The following is a 13,678-nucleotide window of genomic DNA, read 5'->3' on the forward strand; positions in this document are numbered from 1 at the left end:
GACGCTCGCGGCGTGGGGTCGGCGGGCACCCGCTCGCCCGCGCGGCGTGGAGCGAAGCCGGCGTATGCGGGCACGTGGCCTTGCAGGGACACGGTGCCGCCTTCGATGCCGCGCGGACGAACGGCTGCCCACCTCCCGGCCTGTCGTACTGCGCACCCTGCGCGCGCCTCCTGGGCCCGCCCGAGGCCCTCTCGTCCTGGCTGGGTGTGACCGGGCTGCAGCGGATCTGCACCCACCCTTGGTCGTCGGCTCACGCCTGGGAGGGTGGGGTTCGGTAGGAGTGGGGACTGGGTCGGGGCCGCGGTCTGGGTGTTGCTGTCTGGGCCTACGGGCAGCGGGCCAGACCCATCCTGAGCTTGAGGTCGACGACCCTCGTCGCGGCGGTCTGGACCTGCTTGGCGAAGACGGGGCTCGCGTTCATCTTCTTCGTGATGGCGTCGTGCATGGCGGGCACCGTGGCCGGGCGGGCAGTCAGGGTGATGTCACCACCGGCCTCGATGAAGCGGGTGGCGCGCGCGCCGACGGGCACGTCGGCAACGGCCTTTGCGGCGCCGACGTCGTCGGTGATGACGACCCCGTCGTAGGAGAGCCGGTCGCGGAGCAGGTCGGTGACGATCGGCCTCGAGAAGACGGCATTGGTGCCCGGGTCGATGCGGCTGTAGATGGCCGAGCCGACCATGACGAGCTCGACGCCATCCTGGATGCCGGTGCGGAACGGCTCGAGGAAGGGGTCGTCGACGGTCGTCGTGCGGTCGGTGATGCCGCGTGCCGTGACGTCGGTGTTGCCGGTGATGCGGCCGAGGCCGGGGAAGTGCTTGACGGTCGAGGCGATGCCACCCGCGCGCATGCCGGCGATGAAGGCACCGACCATGCGTGCGTTGCGCTCGGGGTCGCTCGAGAACTGACGGTCGTACTGGCCGATCGGCCCGTTGTCGCGCCCGATCGACGTCGGCACCGTGTCGGCGACCGGCGCGAGGTTGACGTTGATGCCCGCGGTCCGCAGCTGGTCGGCCCATCGGGTGGCGTCGGCGGTGAGGGCGCTGGCCGAGCCCTGGTCCTGGACGCGGGCGGACGGCATGCGGCTGAAGCCGTCGCCACGCAGCTGCTGCACGGCCCCGCCCTCCTGGTCGGCGGCGACGAGCAGACCGAGGCCCGCGGTGTCCTCCTTCGAGGCGAGCGCCGCGAGGTGTCGGGTCGTCGCGCGGACGCGTTCGGTGCCGCCGTCCCAGCCGCCGAGCAGGATGACCCCGCCGAGGTGGCGCCGGGCCACGAGGGCGTCGAGGCTCGTGCGGCTCGCCCCGTTGTCGAGGCCGACCATGAGCAGCTGCCCCGCGCGTTCGTCGTCGTCCATGCCGGCGACGATCGCCGGGGCGCACGAGGCGGGCGTCGACGGTGTGGTGGTCGTGGGGGCGGGAGTGGTCGTCGTCGACGGGGTGGCGCTCGTCGGCGGGACCGTCGTGGGCGCGCTCGATGCCGAGGTCGAGGGGACGGTCGTGGTCCCCGTCGCGGTGGGCCCGGCGGCCGGCGGGGCGGAGGAGCAGGCGGTCACGACGGACGTCACGGCAGCCGCGAGGACCGCCCACCGGGCGATGGACGGGCGGCGTCGGCTGTGGCTCGGGCGCATCGTTCGAGCCTATCCTCGGACGCCGGTCGTCCCCAGCGGGGCAGCGGCGGCCACCGACCGGTACGTTGCCGCTGTGACGACCGAACCCACCCCCATCGTGCTCGACGTCGACACCGGAGTCGACGACGCGTGCGCCCTGCTCCTCACGGCCCTGCACCCGGCCCTCGACCTGCGCGCCGTGTCGTGCGTCGGCGGCAACGCCCCCGTCGACGACGTCGTGCGCAACACGCTGCTCGTCCTCGAGACCGCGGGACGCACTGACGTCCCGGTGGGCCGGGGTGCCGAGCGGCCCCTGCTGGAGGCGCCCGTCGACGCCCGCCACGTGCACGGGGACGACGGCATGGGTGACCTGGGCTGGCCGCCCGCCGCCATGAAGGCCGACCCGCGCCACGCCGTCGAGCTGCTGCGCGACGTCTGCCGTGAGGCCGCGGAGCAGGAGCGCCCGGTCACGCTCGTGCCCCTCGCGCCGCTGACGAACATCGCCCTGCTGCTCCGGACCTACCCGGACGTCGTGTCGGGCATCTCCGAGATCGTCTTCATGGGCGGCGCCGCCAACGTCGGCAACGCGACGGCGTCGGCCGAGTTCAACGTCTTCCACGACCCCGAGGCGGCGGCGATCGCACTCGACGCCGCGGCCGACCTCGGCATCCCGGTGACGATGTACGGCCTCGACGTCTTCTACGAGCCCGTCGTGTCGGCCGAGCTGGCCGACGAGCTCGTCTCTGTGGGTGGCCGGGGCCCCGCCGAGCTCGCGGGCAGCCTGATCCGCTTCCAGAACGCCCGCTTCGACCGGCCCGCGTCGACCATCGGTGACGCCGGCGCCGTCTGCGTCGTCATCGACCGGGCCGGGATCCGGACCGAGCCGCTGCCCCTGCGCGTCGAGCTCGCCGGCACGTGGTCACGGGGACGCACCATCGTCGACAGGCGTGACTGGAGCGGCGACATGGCCCACGACCCGCACGGCGAGGCGCCGGTGCGGGTCGACGTGGCTCTCGAGGTCGACGGTCCCCGCTACGCGCGGCTCTGGGCCGACACCCTGCTCGGCCGGGTGGGCGAGCGCTGATGGGCCGCGTCGCGGTCCTCGGCTCGCTCAACGTCGACGTCGTCATCCTCGTCGAGCGGCACCCGGTGCCCGGCGAGACCCTCCTCGGTGAGGCCGGGGGCACGTATGCCGGTGGTAAGGGTGGCAACCAGGCCGCGGCTGCCGCTCGGGCCGGGGCGGCCGTCTCGATGCTCGCCCGGGTCGGCGACGACGGACCCGGCCGGGCCTACCTCGACCGCCTCACCGGTCTCGGCATCGACACCGCAGCGGTGTCGACGAGCGGAAGCGCCCCGACCGGCACGGCCTTCATCACCGTCGACGAGCAGGGCGAGAACTCGATCATCGTCGTGGCCGGCGCCAACGGTGAGCGTGACCGGGCGCTCGTCGAGCAGGCCGGAGGGCTCGGACCCGGCGACGTGCTGCTCTGCTCGCTCGAGGTCGACCTCGCGACGGTGGCCGACGCCGCCCGCGCGGCCCACGCCGCGGGAGCCCGGGTCGTCCTCAACCTCGCGCCGTATGCCACCCTGCCGCCCGACGTCATCGCGCTCGCCGACCCGGTCGTCGTCAACGAGTCGGAGATGCGCGACCTCGCCGACTCCGACCTCGTGCCGGAGTCGCTGCTCGTGACCTTCGGGGCAGCGGGCGCGCGCTGGGGGATGGACGGCGTGGACGGCATACCCGTGGCGAAGCGCGACCTCGGTGACACGGTCGGTGCCGGGGACGCGTTCTGCGGGGCGCTCGCAGCGGCGCTCGCCGGGGGAGCGGACCGTCAGGGCGCCCTCGAGGCGGCCAACGCGGCCGGCGCGGCCGCCGTGCGCTGGGTCGGGGCCCAGCCGGACGCCGCACTCTGACCCCCACCCCACCCCGCAACACACCGAGCAGGTCACGACCCACCAGGATCCGATCCCGGTGGGTCGTGACCTACTCGATGTGTTGCGAACAGGCGTACCTTGTGCGTTACGTAACGCAAGGGTTACCCTTTGGTCGTGAGTGGGACCTGGGACGCGTTGACCGACCCGACCCGGCGGACCATCGTCGAGCACCTCGCCCGTGAGGAGCTGACGGCCGGCGAGGTCGCGGCGCTCTTCGACGCCGCGCGGCCGGGCATCTCGAGGCACCTGCGCGTGCTGCGGGAGGCCGGTGTCGTCGAGGCCGAGGCCGTCGGGCAACGGCGCGTCTACCGGCTCGCGCCGGGCGCCCTCGACGAGGTCGAGCAGTGGTGCCGCGAGGTCCGCTCGTTCTGGGGGCGGCGCCTCGACGCCCTCGACACCGAGATCGCCCGCGGCGCGCGGGCCCGACGACAGGGACAGGGACACCGATGAGCGAGCTGACGCAGGTGCTGGGCCGGATCGAGCGCGACGGCGAGGAGGTGGCGGTCGTCTTCGACCGGCACTACGCGACGTCGCCCGACGACCTCTGGCGGGCGTGCACCGAGCCCGACCGCCTCGCGCGGTGGTTCGCCCCCGTCCAGGGGGAGCTGCGACCCGGTGGCGACTTCACCATCCACTTCGACGACGCCGACACCCCGGTGTGCCGCGTGGTGGTGTGCGAGGCGCCGAGCCGGCTCGTCTGGGAGTGGCCGCTCGGCGACGTGCGGTCGGTCGTCACCGCCGAGGTCATCGCCGACGGGGAGGGCGCCCGCCTGCACCTGCGGCACGAGCGGCTCACCGGCGCCCAGGCAGCGGGGTATGCCGCGGGCTGGGACACCTACGTGCGTCGCCTGGAGTCGGACGTCGCTGATGCTGCGATGGCGGACTGGGACGCCACGTGGAGCGCCCTGCACGCGCTCTACGCCGCCATCGCCTGAAGCCCGTGGCGGCCGTCGCGCTCGGTCGAGGAGCGCCGAGGCGTCTGTTGCCGGGAGCGGCATCGGCGGCGGGCCGCTGACGCTGGAACGCCACGTCGGAGACGGGCGCCCGCCGACGCTGCACGCCGCGAGCGGCGGCGGTCGCTTTGGCAGCCGGGGGCGCCGGTCAGCCGGGGCTGCCGGTCAGGCGGGGGTGACGACGAGGGCGACCTGGCCGCCGCCGACGCGTGTCAGGACGAGCGTCGCCTCGGAGCCGCCCTTGCCGCGGCCGGTCATCTTCAGCTGCCGGCGCAGCAGGTCGGCGTCGAGAGTCACGCCACGCTTCTTGATGGTCACCCGGTCGTGGCCGTGGTCGCGCAGCCAGCGGGCGAGCCGCTTCGTCGACAGGGGCATCGCCTCGACGACCCGGAAGCGCCGCGCCCACGGCAGCTCGCGCGCGACGCCGCTCGAGACGTAACCGACGCCCGTCGCGAGCTCGGCGCCGTCGACGGCCGCCACGAGCGCCCCCGTGAGCCCGGCCCGGATGACGGCCCGGTCCGGCTCGTAGAGCCACTCGCCGATGTCGGTCACCGACCCGAGGCCGGGTCTCTGGCCGCCGTCGACCGCGTCCTGATCCGTGACGACGGACGTCGAGGTCTCGGTGCACACGGCGGCGGTCCGTCCGGCGGTCGAGACGAGCGGTCCCCACCAGACTGCGCACTCGAGCACCTCGCCGTGCCACGACGTCCACTGCGCCTCCGCCCCCGACGGGACCGAGCCGTGCGGGAACGCGGGGGAGAGCTTGGCCCCCGTCGCCGGCACCTGCTCCGCGAAGTCGAGCACCTGTGACCACGACGGCGAGATCGCGTCGAGCGAGAAGACGCGCTTCGTGCGCCCGCTGATGTCGGCCACGCCGGTGACGCGGCGGGCCGGGTCGAGCCACAGCCCGAGGTGCCGTCGCCCCTCGCCCTGCGGGAGGTGTACGTCCTCGGCGAGCCCGTGCGTCACCCGGGCTGACGGCCAGTGGCGCAGGTTGACCGCGGCGATGCGGGCGGTCGTGTCGTCGGCGTCGACGGCGTTGACGGTGAGGTCGAGACCGGCGAACGCCATGGCGTCGGCGCCCAGCCCGCACCCGAGGTCGTAGACGTCGCGGACCCCGGCAGCGGCATACCGGTGGGCGTGTCGCGCGGCGATGGCGAGGCGCGTCGACTGCTCGAGCCCGTCGGAGGTGAAGAGCATGCCGGCGGCGAAGTCGCCGAACTTCTCGGTGCCGCGCGAGCGCAGCCGCGACTGGGTCATGGCGGCCGCGACGAGGTCGGCCGCGAAGCCCGCCTCGCGCAGTCGGCCCTGCAGGTGCAGCGAGCCGTCCTCGTCGTAGGGAGGCAGCGACTGGAGCAGGGCCCAGCCCTCACCTGCGGAGAGGCGATCGACCATGGCGGCATCCATGGCCTCATCCTGCCAGCGCCGGTGGGTGCGCCCGTCCGGGCCGCGGCGCGCCGACGAATCTGGCACTCGACTTGACCGAGTGCTAATGACAAACCTAGATTTCATCCTGTTGGCACTCTCGACCTGAAAGTGCCAGCACCCTCATCGAGGGAGGTCGACCCCCGCGACGGCGGCCAGCCTCGAAGAGCCCACAGTCCGTAGTCAGTTTTCCGACTGTCCCGAAGGGAAGGTCACCACCGTGTCGGTTTCCATCAAGCCGCTCGAAGACCGCATCGTCGTCAAGTCCCTCGAGGCCGAGCAGACCACTGCGTCCGGCCTCGTCATCCCGGACACGGCCAAGGAGAAGCCCCAGGAGGGCGAGGTCCTCGCTGTCGGCCCCGGCCGCTTCAACGACACCGGCACCGAGCGCGTCCCGCTCGACGTCAAGGTCGGCGACAAGGTCATCTACAGCAAGTACGGCGGCACCGAGGTCAAGTACGGCGGCGAGGAGTTCCTGATCCTCTCGGCCCGCGACGTCCTCGCCATCGTCGGCTGACCCAGCCGTATGCCGTGACCGCACCCCGGTGAGCCCCGCTGGGGTCTCCCCGGGGTGCGTCTCGTTTGACCGGGCATGCTCGCAGATGCCCGGATTCCCAAGAACCACAAAGCAACCCGAGCCAAAGGAACACCATGGCCAAGCAGCTGGAGTTCGACGACTCCGCCCGCAAGTCGCTCGAGCGCGGCGTTGACGCGCTCGCCAACGCCGTCAAGGTGACGCTCGGCCCGAAGGGCCGCAACGTCGTCATCGACAAGAAGTGGGGCGCCCCCACGATCACGAACGACGGCGTGACCATCGCCCGCGAGATCGAGCTCGAGGACCCCTACGAGAACCTCGGCGCCCAGCTCGCCAAGGAGGTCGCGACCAAGACCAACGACGTCGCCGGTGACGGCACGACGACCGCGACCGTCCTCGCCCAGGCCATGGTCAAGGAGGGCCTGCGCAACGTCGCCGCCGGCGCCGCCCCGGCCGCCCTCAAGCGCGGCATGGACAAGGCCGTCACCGCGGTCAACGACCGCCTTCTCGAGAACGCCCGCGAGGTCGACGGCAAGGACGAGATCGCCTCCGTGGCGACGCTCTCCGCCCAGGACGCCACCCTCGGTGGTCTCATCGGCGAGGCGTTCGACAAGGTCGGCAAGGACGGCGTCATCACCGTCGAGGAGTCCTCGACGACGGCGACCGAGCTCGAGTTCACCGAGGGCATGCAGTTCGACAAGGGCTACCTCTCGGCGTACTTCGTCACCGACACCGAGCGCATGGAGACCGTCCTCGAGGACGCCTACGTGCTCATCAACCAGGGCAAGATCTCCTCGGTCGCCGAGGTGCTCCCGGTCCTCGAGAAGGTCGTGCAGTCCGGCAAGCCGCTGCTCATCATCGCCGAGGACGTCGACGGCGAGGCCCTCTCGACGCTCGTCGTCAACAAGATCCGCGGCACGTTCAACGTCGCCGCAGTCAAGGCCCCCGGCTTCGGCGACCGCCGCAAGGCCATGCTCCAGGACATCGCCATCCTGACCGGTGGCCAGGTCATCGCGCCCGAGGTCGGGCTCAGCCTCGACCAGGCCGACCTGACCGTCCTCGGCCAGGCCCGTCGCGTCGTCCTCACCAAGGACAACACGACGATCATCGACGGCAACGGCGAGGAGGGCGAGGTCTCCGGCCGCGTCCACCAGATCAAGGCCGAGATCGAGCGCACCGACTCCGACTGGGACCGCGAGAAGCTCCAGGAGCGCCTCGCCAAGCTCGCCGGTGGCGTCTGCGTCATCAAGGTCGGCGCGCACACCGAGGTCGAGCTCAAGGAGAAGAAGCACCGCATCGAGGACGCCATCTCGGCGACCCGCGCGGCCATCGAGGAGGGCATCGTCGCCGGTGGCGGCACCGCCCTCATCCACGCCGCGTCCGCCATCGACGCCCTCGAGCTGACCGGCGACGAGGCCACCGGCGCGTCCATCGTGCGCAAGGCCGTCGCCGAGCCGCTGCGCTGGATCGCCGAGAACGCCGGCCTCCAGGGCTACGTCGTCACCTCCAAGGTGGCCGAGCTGCCCATCGGCCAGGGCCTCAACGCGGCGACGGGCGAGTACGGCGACCTCATCGCCGCCGGCGTCATCGACCCGGTCAAGGTCACCCGTTCCGCGCTGCGCAACGCCGAGTCCATCGCGTCGATGATCCTCACGACCGACACGCTCGTCGTCGACAAGCCCGAGGACGAGGAGCCGGCGGCCGGCGGTCACGGCCACGGTCACGGTCACTGACCGACCGCGCGACACGGCATACGACCGGGGTCCTTGACGGGCCCTGGTCCCACGCCCCGGCACGACAGCGAGGGCCGCTCCCCGACGGGGAGCGGCCCTCGCTGCGTCTCGACCTCCGCGACCCCGTCGTGTCTCGCGGTCCGGTCGAGCGGCTGTGTCGGTCGTCGGCGGCGTGTGCCGGCGACCGTCAGACGGTCAGGAGGCCTCCTGGATGCCGTCGTAGAGGACCTCGCGCTCGGCCTCGGTCAGCCCGCCCCAGACGCCGTACGGCTCGCGGACCTCGAGGGCGTGCGAGCGGCACTGGGCCACGACGGGACAGGCGGCGCACACGGCCTTGGCCTGGGCGTCCCGGTTGCGACGGCGTGGGCCGCGCTCGCCCTCGGGGTGGAAGAAGACCTCGGGGCTGACGCCTCGGCAGGCCCCGTCCAGCTGCCAGTCCCAGAGGTCGGCTACCGGTCCGGGCAGGCGGGTGATCTCGGCCATGAACTCGTCTCTCGGTCGGGCGGGGGTGCCCGCCGTGTCGTACCGGCCCGCTCGGTGCGTGTGGTGGGGTCGCGGGACCGCGGAATCGACGCTAACCGGGCACGCGATCACGGATAAAGAGCGGAATCTTAAGGACTTGTTCAAGAATTGCCATCTGGATGGCATGCTCGTCCAAGGAGTCGGATCCGACCATCCGAACTCGTCCCGAGGGGTCCGTTCGCACTACCATGGCCCCGCTCTGGGCGAGCACCGACGGCGGCGCAGACGAAGACGGCGGCGCAGACGAAGACGGCGGCGCAGACGAAGGCGTCGCCTGCACAGACAACAGTTCGGGGGGACGAGGACTCACATGGGTCTTGGTTGGTCCACGCACACCGGCGTAACACCCGGCGGCGTTGGTGCGATGGAGCGGATGGACGCTCCATCGCTTCGTGAGCTCGCGGCTCTCGCCGCGCGTGACGACAACGCGCGCGACGTGCTGCTGGCGCGCGTCAGGGACATGGCCCTGCGGTACTCCCGCGTCCGCCTCGGCCGCTTCGGCGCCGAGGACACAGCCCAGGACGTCGCTCAGGAGGTGTGCATGGCCGTCGTGACCGCCCTGCCGACCTACCAGGAGCGCGGGCTGCCGTTCGAGGCGTTCGTCTACACCATCACCTCCCGCAAGCTCGCCGACGCCCAGCGTGCCGCGATGCGCGGACCCTCACCCGTGGCCGACGTCCCCGACGGACCTGACGACGGTCCGTCGCCCGAGTACGTCGCCGTCATGCGCGACGACGCCGCGACGGCGATGGCCCTCATGCAGCAGCTGCCCGGCCAGCAGCGCGAGATCCTCACGCTGCGCGTCGCCGTCGGCATGAGTACCGACGAGACCGCGGCCGCGCTCGGCATGTCTGCCGGCGCGATCCGTGTCGCCCAGCACCGGGCTCTGACGAGGCTCCGCGCGATGATCGCCGAGGCCGGAGCGGGTGACGTCGCGTGAACGACCTGTCTCCCATGAGCGACCTCATCGCCGACGACCTGCTGCTCGACCGCCTCGCCGGCCGCGTGGACGCCGGGTCCGAGCCGGTCGCCGCGTTGCTCGGTGCCCTCGCGGCCCACGCCGACACCCCGCTGCCCTCGCGCACCGGGCGCCGACGGGTCGCCAACAAGCACCGCTACCTCGGGGCCTTCGCGGCCCTCGCGGTCGCAGCGTCCGGTGCCGGGGTCGCGGCCGCCGTCACGCTCCCGACCAACGGTCCGAGCCAGGCCGACCGCGCCCGCATCGTCAAGAAGATGGACGAGAGCGCCCGGAGCGACAGCCCCAGCGCGCTGCTGGCGCGCCTCGGCCTCCCGCAGACCTCGGGCACCACCGAGGCCAGGGGACTCGTCCTCGCGCGCGCCGAGGACGGCACGATCGTGCTGCTGCCCGCCGCGGTGGTCGCCGCCCAGGGCCGCGCGGCTGCTGCGGGGACCAACGGCATGCCCGGCGCCGGCGCCGGTGCGGAGGGCGGGCGTCCGGTCGCGAACGGCCTGAACGGCGGGCAGAAGGGCCAGACCGGCAACGGCCAGACGGGAAGCGGTCAGGTCGGAAGCGGTCAGGTCGGCAACCCGCAGGGCGGCACCGCGGCCGGCGGTGGCCAGACCGGCACGCCGCAGGCGACGAACAACGGCAAGAAGCCAGCCGTCGGCACCAAGGGCGGGAAGAAGGCCACCGTGACGCCGACGGCCACGCCGACTCCCACCCCGACGGGCACGTCCGAGGTCGTCCCGCAGGCCACGCTCGCCACGAGCACCCCCACCGCCCCGGCGTCCAAGACGCGCCCGACCGGCCCCGTCCGTCCGCGCCCGACCGGAACCACCGGCGGCTCGAGCGGATCGGGATCGTCCGGCACGTCCGGCAGCACGAGCGACGGCACCAGCGGCACCAGCGGCACCAGCGGCACCAGCGGCACCAGCGGCACCGGCGGCACCGGCGGCACCAGCGGCACCAGCGGCACCAGCGGCACCAGCGGCACCGACGGTCTCACCGACACCCTGTCGGGCACGCTCGACGGCGCCGCCTCGACGACAGCGGGCGTCGTCAGCGCCCTCACGCTGCCCGTCGTGCCCACCCTCTGAGGCACGTTCGGTCGCGCCCTCGGCAGCCCGTAGAATCGGGCAATGAGCCTCGGATCGTCTGACGTGCCCGCTGCTTTCGCCTCGATGGGGCTGACGTACGACGACGTCCTGCTCCTGCCGGGCTACAGCGACCTCGCCCCCAACGACATCGACACGACGACGCGCCTGACGCGCGAGCTGTCGATCCGGTCGCCCCTCATCTCGGCGGCGATGGACACCGTCACCGAGGCCCGGATGGCCATCGCGATGGCCCGCCAGGGCGGTCTCGGCGTCCTGCACCGCAACCTCTCGATCCAGGACCAGGCCTACCAGGTCGACCTCGTCAAGCGGACCCAGACCGGGATGATCTCCAACCCGATCACCATCGGTCCCGACCGCACCCTCGAGGAGCTCGACACGATCTGCGGCGAGTACCGCGTCTCGGGTCTGCCGGTCATCGGCGACGACAAGAAGCTCATCGGCATGGTGACCAACCGCGACCTGCGCTTCACGCCCGTCGCCGAGTGGGCCACGACGCTCGTGAGCGACGTCATGACCCCGATGCCGCTCATCACCGGCCCGGTGGGCATCGGCCGCGACGAGGCGACGGCCCTGCTGCGCCAGCACAAGCGCGAGCGCCTGCCGATCGTCGACTCCGAGGGCCACCTCGCCGGGCTCATCACGGTCAAGGACTTCGTCAAGGGCGAGCAGTTCCCCGACGCGAGCAACGACGCCGACGGCCGCCTCATGGTCGGTGCGGCCATCGGCTACTTCGGCGACGCGTGGGAGCGCGCCACCACGCTCATCGAGGCCGGCGTGGACGTGCTCGTCGCCGACACCGCCCACGGCCACGTGCGCCTGCTCATCGAGATGGTCGCGCGCCTCAAGAGCGACCCCGCGACCCGCCACGTCCAGGTCATCGGCGGCAACGTCGCCACCCGCGAGGGTGCGCAGGCGTTCGTCGACGCCGGCGCCGACGCCGTCAAGGTCGGCGTGGGTCCGGGCTCGATCTGCACGACGCGCATCGTCACCGGGGTGGGTGCCCCGCAGGTCACCGCGGTCCACGCCGCCGCCCAGGCGTGCAAGCCGGCCGGCGTGCCGGTCATCGCCGACGGCGGCCTCCAGTACTCCGGCGACATCGCCAAGGCCATCGTCGCCGGGGCCGACTCGGTCATGGTCGGCTCGCTCCTCGCCGGCTGCGAGGAGAGCCCCGGAGAGCTGATCTTCGTCAACGGCAAGCAGTTCAAGGCCTACCGTGGCATGGGCTCGCTCGGCGCGATGAGCAGCCGGGGCAAGAAGTCCTACTCCAAGGACCGCTACTTCCAGGCCGAGGTCGACTCCGACGACAAGATCGTGCCCGAGGGCATCGAGGGCCGCGTGGCCTACCGTGGTCCGCTCGCGGCCGTCGCCCACCAGATGCTCGGTGGCCTGCGCCAGTCGATGTTCTACGTCGGCGCGCGCACGATCTCCGAGCTGCAGGACAAGGGCCAGTTCGTGCGCATCACGTCGGCCTCGCTCAAGGAGAGCCACCCGCACGACATCCAGGGCATCGTCGAGGCGCCCAACTACTCGATCGGCTGACACCGCGCTCCGGGCCCCCCGGCGCACCACCCGATGACGTATGCCGTCCCGCGGAGCCCGCCGGACGGCATACGTCCGCTCGTGGCCGGGTCGGTAGGATCGGCCGGTGACCGAGATCGAGATTGGCCGAGGCAAGCGCGGACGGCGCGCCTACTCCTTCGACGACATCGCCGTCGTGCCCTCGCGGCGCACGCGCGACCCCGAGGAGGTCTCGGTGTCGTGGCAGATCGACGCCTACCACTTCGACATCCCGGTCATGGCGGCGCCGATGGACTCCGTCGTCTCGCCCGAGAGCGCGACGGTGCTCGGCAAGCTCGGTGCCCTTCCGGTGCTCGACCTCGAGGGCCTGTGGACCCGCTACGAGGACCCGACCGCGCAGCTGCGTGAGATCGCCGAGATCGAGCCGGAGGCCGCCACGGCCCGCATGCAGCAGATCTACGCCGAGCCGATCAAGCCCGAGCTCATCACCGAGCGGCTGCGCCAGCTGCGCGAGGCGGGGGTCACGGTCGCGGGCGCCCTGTCGCCGCAGCGCACGCAGCAGCACTGGAAGACCGTCGTCGATGCCGGCGTCGACCTCTTCGTCATCCGTGGCACGACGGTGTCGGCCGAGCACGTCTCGGGTCGCGCGGAGCCGCTCAACCTCAAGCGCTTCATCTACGAGCTCGACGTGCCCGTCATCGTCGGCGGCGCCGCGTCCTACACGGCGGCCCTGCACCTCATGCGCACGGGCGCGGCCGGTGTCCTCGTCGGCTTCGGCGGTGGCGCGGCGCACACGACTCGCACGGCCCTCGGCATCCACGCCCCGATGGCCTCGGCCGTCGCCGACGTCGCAGCCGCGCGCCGCGACTACCTCGACGAGTCGGGTGGCCGCTACGTCCACGTCATCGCCGACGGCGGCGTCGGCACGTCCGGCGACATCGTCAAGGCCGTCGCCTGCGGCGCCGACGCGGTCATGCTCGGGGCGGCCCTCGCCCGAGCCACCGACGCCCCCGGCGGCGGCTACCACTGGGGCCCGGAGGCCCACCACCAGCAGCTGCCGCGCGGCGAGCGCATCGCGCTCGGCACCCAGGCCTCCCTCGAGGAGATCCTCTTCGGCCCGGGCCGACAGGCCGACGGCGCCACCAACGTCATCGGAGCCCTGAAGCGGGCCATGGCCACGACCGGCTACTCCGACGTCAAGGAGTTCCAGCGCGTCGAGGTCGTCGTCTCGCCCTATCTCGGCAACTGAGCGCCCAGCCGTCCCCTCGGGGGCGGCCACGGCGTCCCGAACGGCCCGCGTTCGGGACAGATAGTATTTGTGCGGCAATCGCCCCGAGCGGGGTGGCGCGGCCGGGATGGCGTCAGGGGACTCCCA

At 72.6% G+C, this 13,678-nt stretch carries 13 protein-coding genes; 10 read left to right on the forward strand and 3 right to left on the reverse strand.

The window, feature by feature from the left end; genetic code table 11:
- Positions 1 to 325: 325 nt before the first annotated feature.
- Positions 326 to 1,351: a glycoside hydrolase family 3 N-terminal domain-containing protein gene (locus AC1DW8_RS06910; protein WP_478092809.1), complete on the reverse strand. Its 1,026-nt coding sequence runs from the start codon at positions 1,349 to 1,351 to the stop codon at positions 326 to 328.
- Here AC1DW8_RS06910 and AC1DW8_RS06915 point away from each other — a divergent pair.
- The 4 genes from AC1DW8_RS06915 to AC1DW8_RS06930 all read left to right on the forward strand — a co-directional run bounded on the left by AC1DW8_RS06915 (position 1,350) and on the right by AC1DW8_RS06930 (position 4,473).
- Entirely contained in the window at positions 1,350 to 2,687 is a 1,338-nt protein-coding gene (locus AC1DW8_RS06915) for a nucleoside hydrolase (RefSeq protein ID WP_478092811.1), read from the forward strand. The two genes, AC1DW8_RS06910 and AC1DW8_RS06915, sit on opposite strands and share 2 nt — an antisense overlap.
- Positions 2,687 to 3,517, forward strand: a complete 831-nt coding sequence (locus tag AC1DW8_RS06920; RefSeq protein WP_478092813.1) for a PfkB family carbohydrate kinase — start codon at positions 2,687 to 2,689, stop codon at positions 3,515 to 3,517. The genes AC1DW8_RS06915 and AC1DW8_RS06920 overlap by 1 nt, the downstream gene beginning before the upstream one ends.
- A gap of 135 nt (positions 3,518 to 3,652) precedes the next feature.
- Entirely contained in the window at positions 3,653 to 3,988 is a 336-nt protein-coding gene (locus AC1DW8_RS06925; protein ID WP_235508724.1) for a metalloregulator ArsR/SmtB family transcription factor, read from the forward strand.
- Positions 3,985 to 4,473: an SRPBCC domain-containing protein gene (locus AC1DW8_RS06930; RefSeq protein WP_056826773.1), complete on the forward strand. Its 489-nt coding sequence runs from the start codon at positions 3,985 to 3,987 to the stop codon at positions 4,471 to 4,473. The genes AC1DW8_RS06925 and AC1DW8_RS06930 overlap by 4 nt, the downstream gene beginning before the upstream one ends.
- 183 nt (positions 4,474 to 4,656) lie before the next feature.
- Here the strand turns inward: AC1DW8_RS06930 and AC1DW8_RS06935 are convergent, their stop codons facing one another.
- Entirely contained in the window at positions 4,657 to 5,898 is a 1,242-nt protein-coding gene (locus AC1DW8_RS06935; RefSeq protein WP_478092818.1) for a class I SAM-dependent methyltransferase, read from the reverse strand.
- Between the two features lie 238 nt (positions 5,899 to 6,136).
- On the opposite strand from AC1DW8_RS06935, the gene groES reads away from it, so the two are divergent.
- Positions 6,137 to 6,433, forward strand: coding sequence for a co-chaperone GroES (gene groES, locus AC1DW8_RS06940; RefSeq protein ID WP_020144866.1), 297 nt, complete (start codon positions 6,137 to 6,139; stop codon positions 6,431 to 6,433).
- 134 nt (positions 6,434 to 6,567) lie between these two features.
- Positions 6,568 to 8,184 (forward strand): chaperonin GroEL, encoded by a 1,617-nt coding sequence (groL, locus tag AC1DW8_RS06945; RefSeq protein ID WP_056778228.1) that lies wholly within the window; start codon positions 6,568 to 6,570, stop codon positions 8,182 to 8,184.
- A gap of 195 nt (positions 8,185 to 8,379) precedes the next feature.
- Here groL and AC1DW8_RS06950 read toward each other — a convergent pair whose 3' ends face one another.
- Complete coding sequence (locus AC1DW8_RS06950) at positions 8,380 to 8,667, reverse strand: WhiB family transcriptional regulator (RefSeq protein WP_020144864.1); 288 nt, start codon at positions 8,665 to 8,667, stop codon at positions 8,380 to 8,382.
- Between the two features lie 412 nt (positions 8,668 to 9,079).
- On the opposite strand from AC1DW8_RS06950, the gene AC1DW8_RS06955 reads away from it, so the two are divergent.
- The 4 genes from AC1DW8_RS06955 to AC1DW8_RS06970 all read left to right on the forward strand — a co-directional run bounded on the left by AC1DW8_RS06955 (position 9,080) and on the right by AC1DW8_RS06970 (position 13,552).
- Positions 9,080 to 9,646 (forward strand): sigma-70 family RNA polymerase sigma factor, encoded by a 567-nt coding sequence (locus AC1DW8_RS06955; RefSeq protein ID WP_056778230.1) that lies wholly within the window; start codon positions 9,080 to 9,082, stop codon positions 9,644 to 9,646.
- A gap of 14 nt (positions 9,647 to 9,660) precedes the next feature.
- On the forward strand, positions 9,661 to 10,764 hold the full coding sequence (locus AC1DW8_RS06960; RefSeq protein WP_478092821.1) for a hypothetical protein: 1,104 nt from the start codon (positions 9,661 to 9,663) through the stop codon (positions 10,762 to 10,764).
- Between the two features lie 42 nt (positions 10,765 to 10,806).
- Positions 10,807 to 12,324 carry an IMP dehydrogenase gene (gene guaB / locus AC1DW8_RS06965; RefSeq protein WP_478092822.1) on the forward strand — a complete coding sequence of 506 codons (1,518 nt, stop codon included), beginning with the start codon at positions 10,807 to 10,809 and terminating at the stop codon, positions 12,322 to 12,324.
- 106 nt (positions 12,325 to 12,430) lie between these two features.
- Positions 12,431 to 13,552 carry a GuaB3 family IMP dehydrogenase-related protein gene (locus AC1DW8_RS06970; RefSeq protein ID WP_020144860.1) on the forward strand — a complete coding sequence of 374 codons (1,122 nt, stop codon included), beginning with the start codon at positions 12,431 to 12,433 and terminating at the stop codon, positions 13,550 to 13,552.
- Positions 13,553 to 13,678: the final 126 nt, after the last annotated feature.

The organism is Terrabacter sp. P2_E3 (genome assembly GCF_056403915.1).

What these genes read in the sequence shown, in the direction of transcription:
- AC1DW8_RS06915 (WP_478092811.1), top strand. Translation starts at nt 1,350, where the DNA reads ATGCCGGCGACGATCGCCGGGGCGCACGAGGCGGGCGTCGACGGTGTG.
- AC1DW8_RS06910 (WP_478092809.1), bottom strand. Translation starts at nt 1,351, where the DNA reads ATGGACGACGACGAACGCGCGGGGCAGCTGCTCATGGTCGGCCTCGAC.
- AC1DW8_RS06920 (WP_478092813.1), top strand. Translation starts at nt 2,687, where the DNA reads ATGGGCCGCGTCGCGGTCCTCGGCTCGCTCAACGTCGACGTCGTCATC.
- AC1DW8_RS06930 (WP_056826773.1), top strand. Translation starts at nt 3,985, where the DNA reads ATGAGCGAGCTGACGCAGGTGCTGGGCCGGATCGAGCGCGACGGCGAG.
- AC1DW8_RS06935 (WP_478092818.1), bottom strand. Translation starts at nt 5,898, where the DNA reads ATGGATGCCGCCATGGTCGATCGCCTCTCCGCAGGTGAGGGCTGGGCC.
- groL (WP_056778228.1), top strand. Translation starts at nt 6,568, where the DNA reads ATGGCCAAGCAGCTGGAGTTCGACGACTCCGCCCGCAAGTCGCTCGAG.
- AC1DW8_RS06950 (WP_020144864.1), bottom strand. Translation starts at nt 8,667, where the DNA reads ATGGCCGAGATCACCCGCCTGCCCGGACCGGTAGCCGACCTCTGGGAC.
- AC1DW8_RS06955 (WP_056778230.1), top strand. Translation starts at nt 9,080, where the DNA reads ATGGACGCTCCATCGCTTCGTGAGCTCGCGGCTCTCGCCGCGCGTGAC.
- AC1DW8_RS06960 (WP_478092821.1), top strand. Translation starts at nt 9,661, where the DNA reads ATGAGCGACCTCATCGCCGACGACCTGCTGCTCGACCGCCTCGCCGGC.
- guaB (WP_478092822.1), top strand. Translation starts at nt 10,807, where the DNA reads ATGAGCCTCGGATCGTCTGACGTGCCCGCTGCTTTCGCCTCGATGGGG.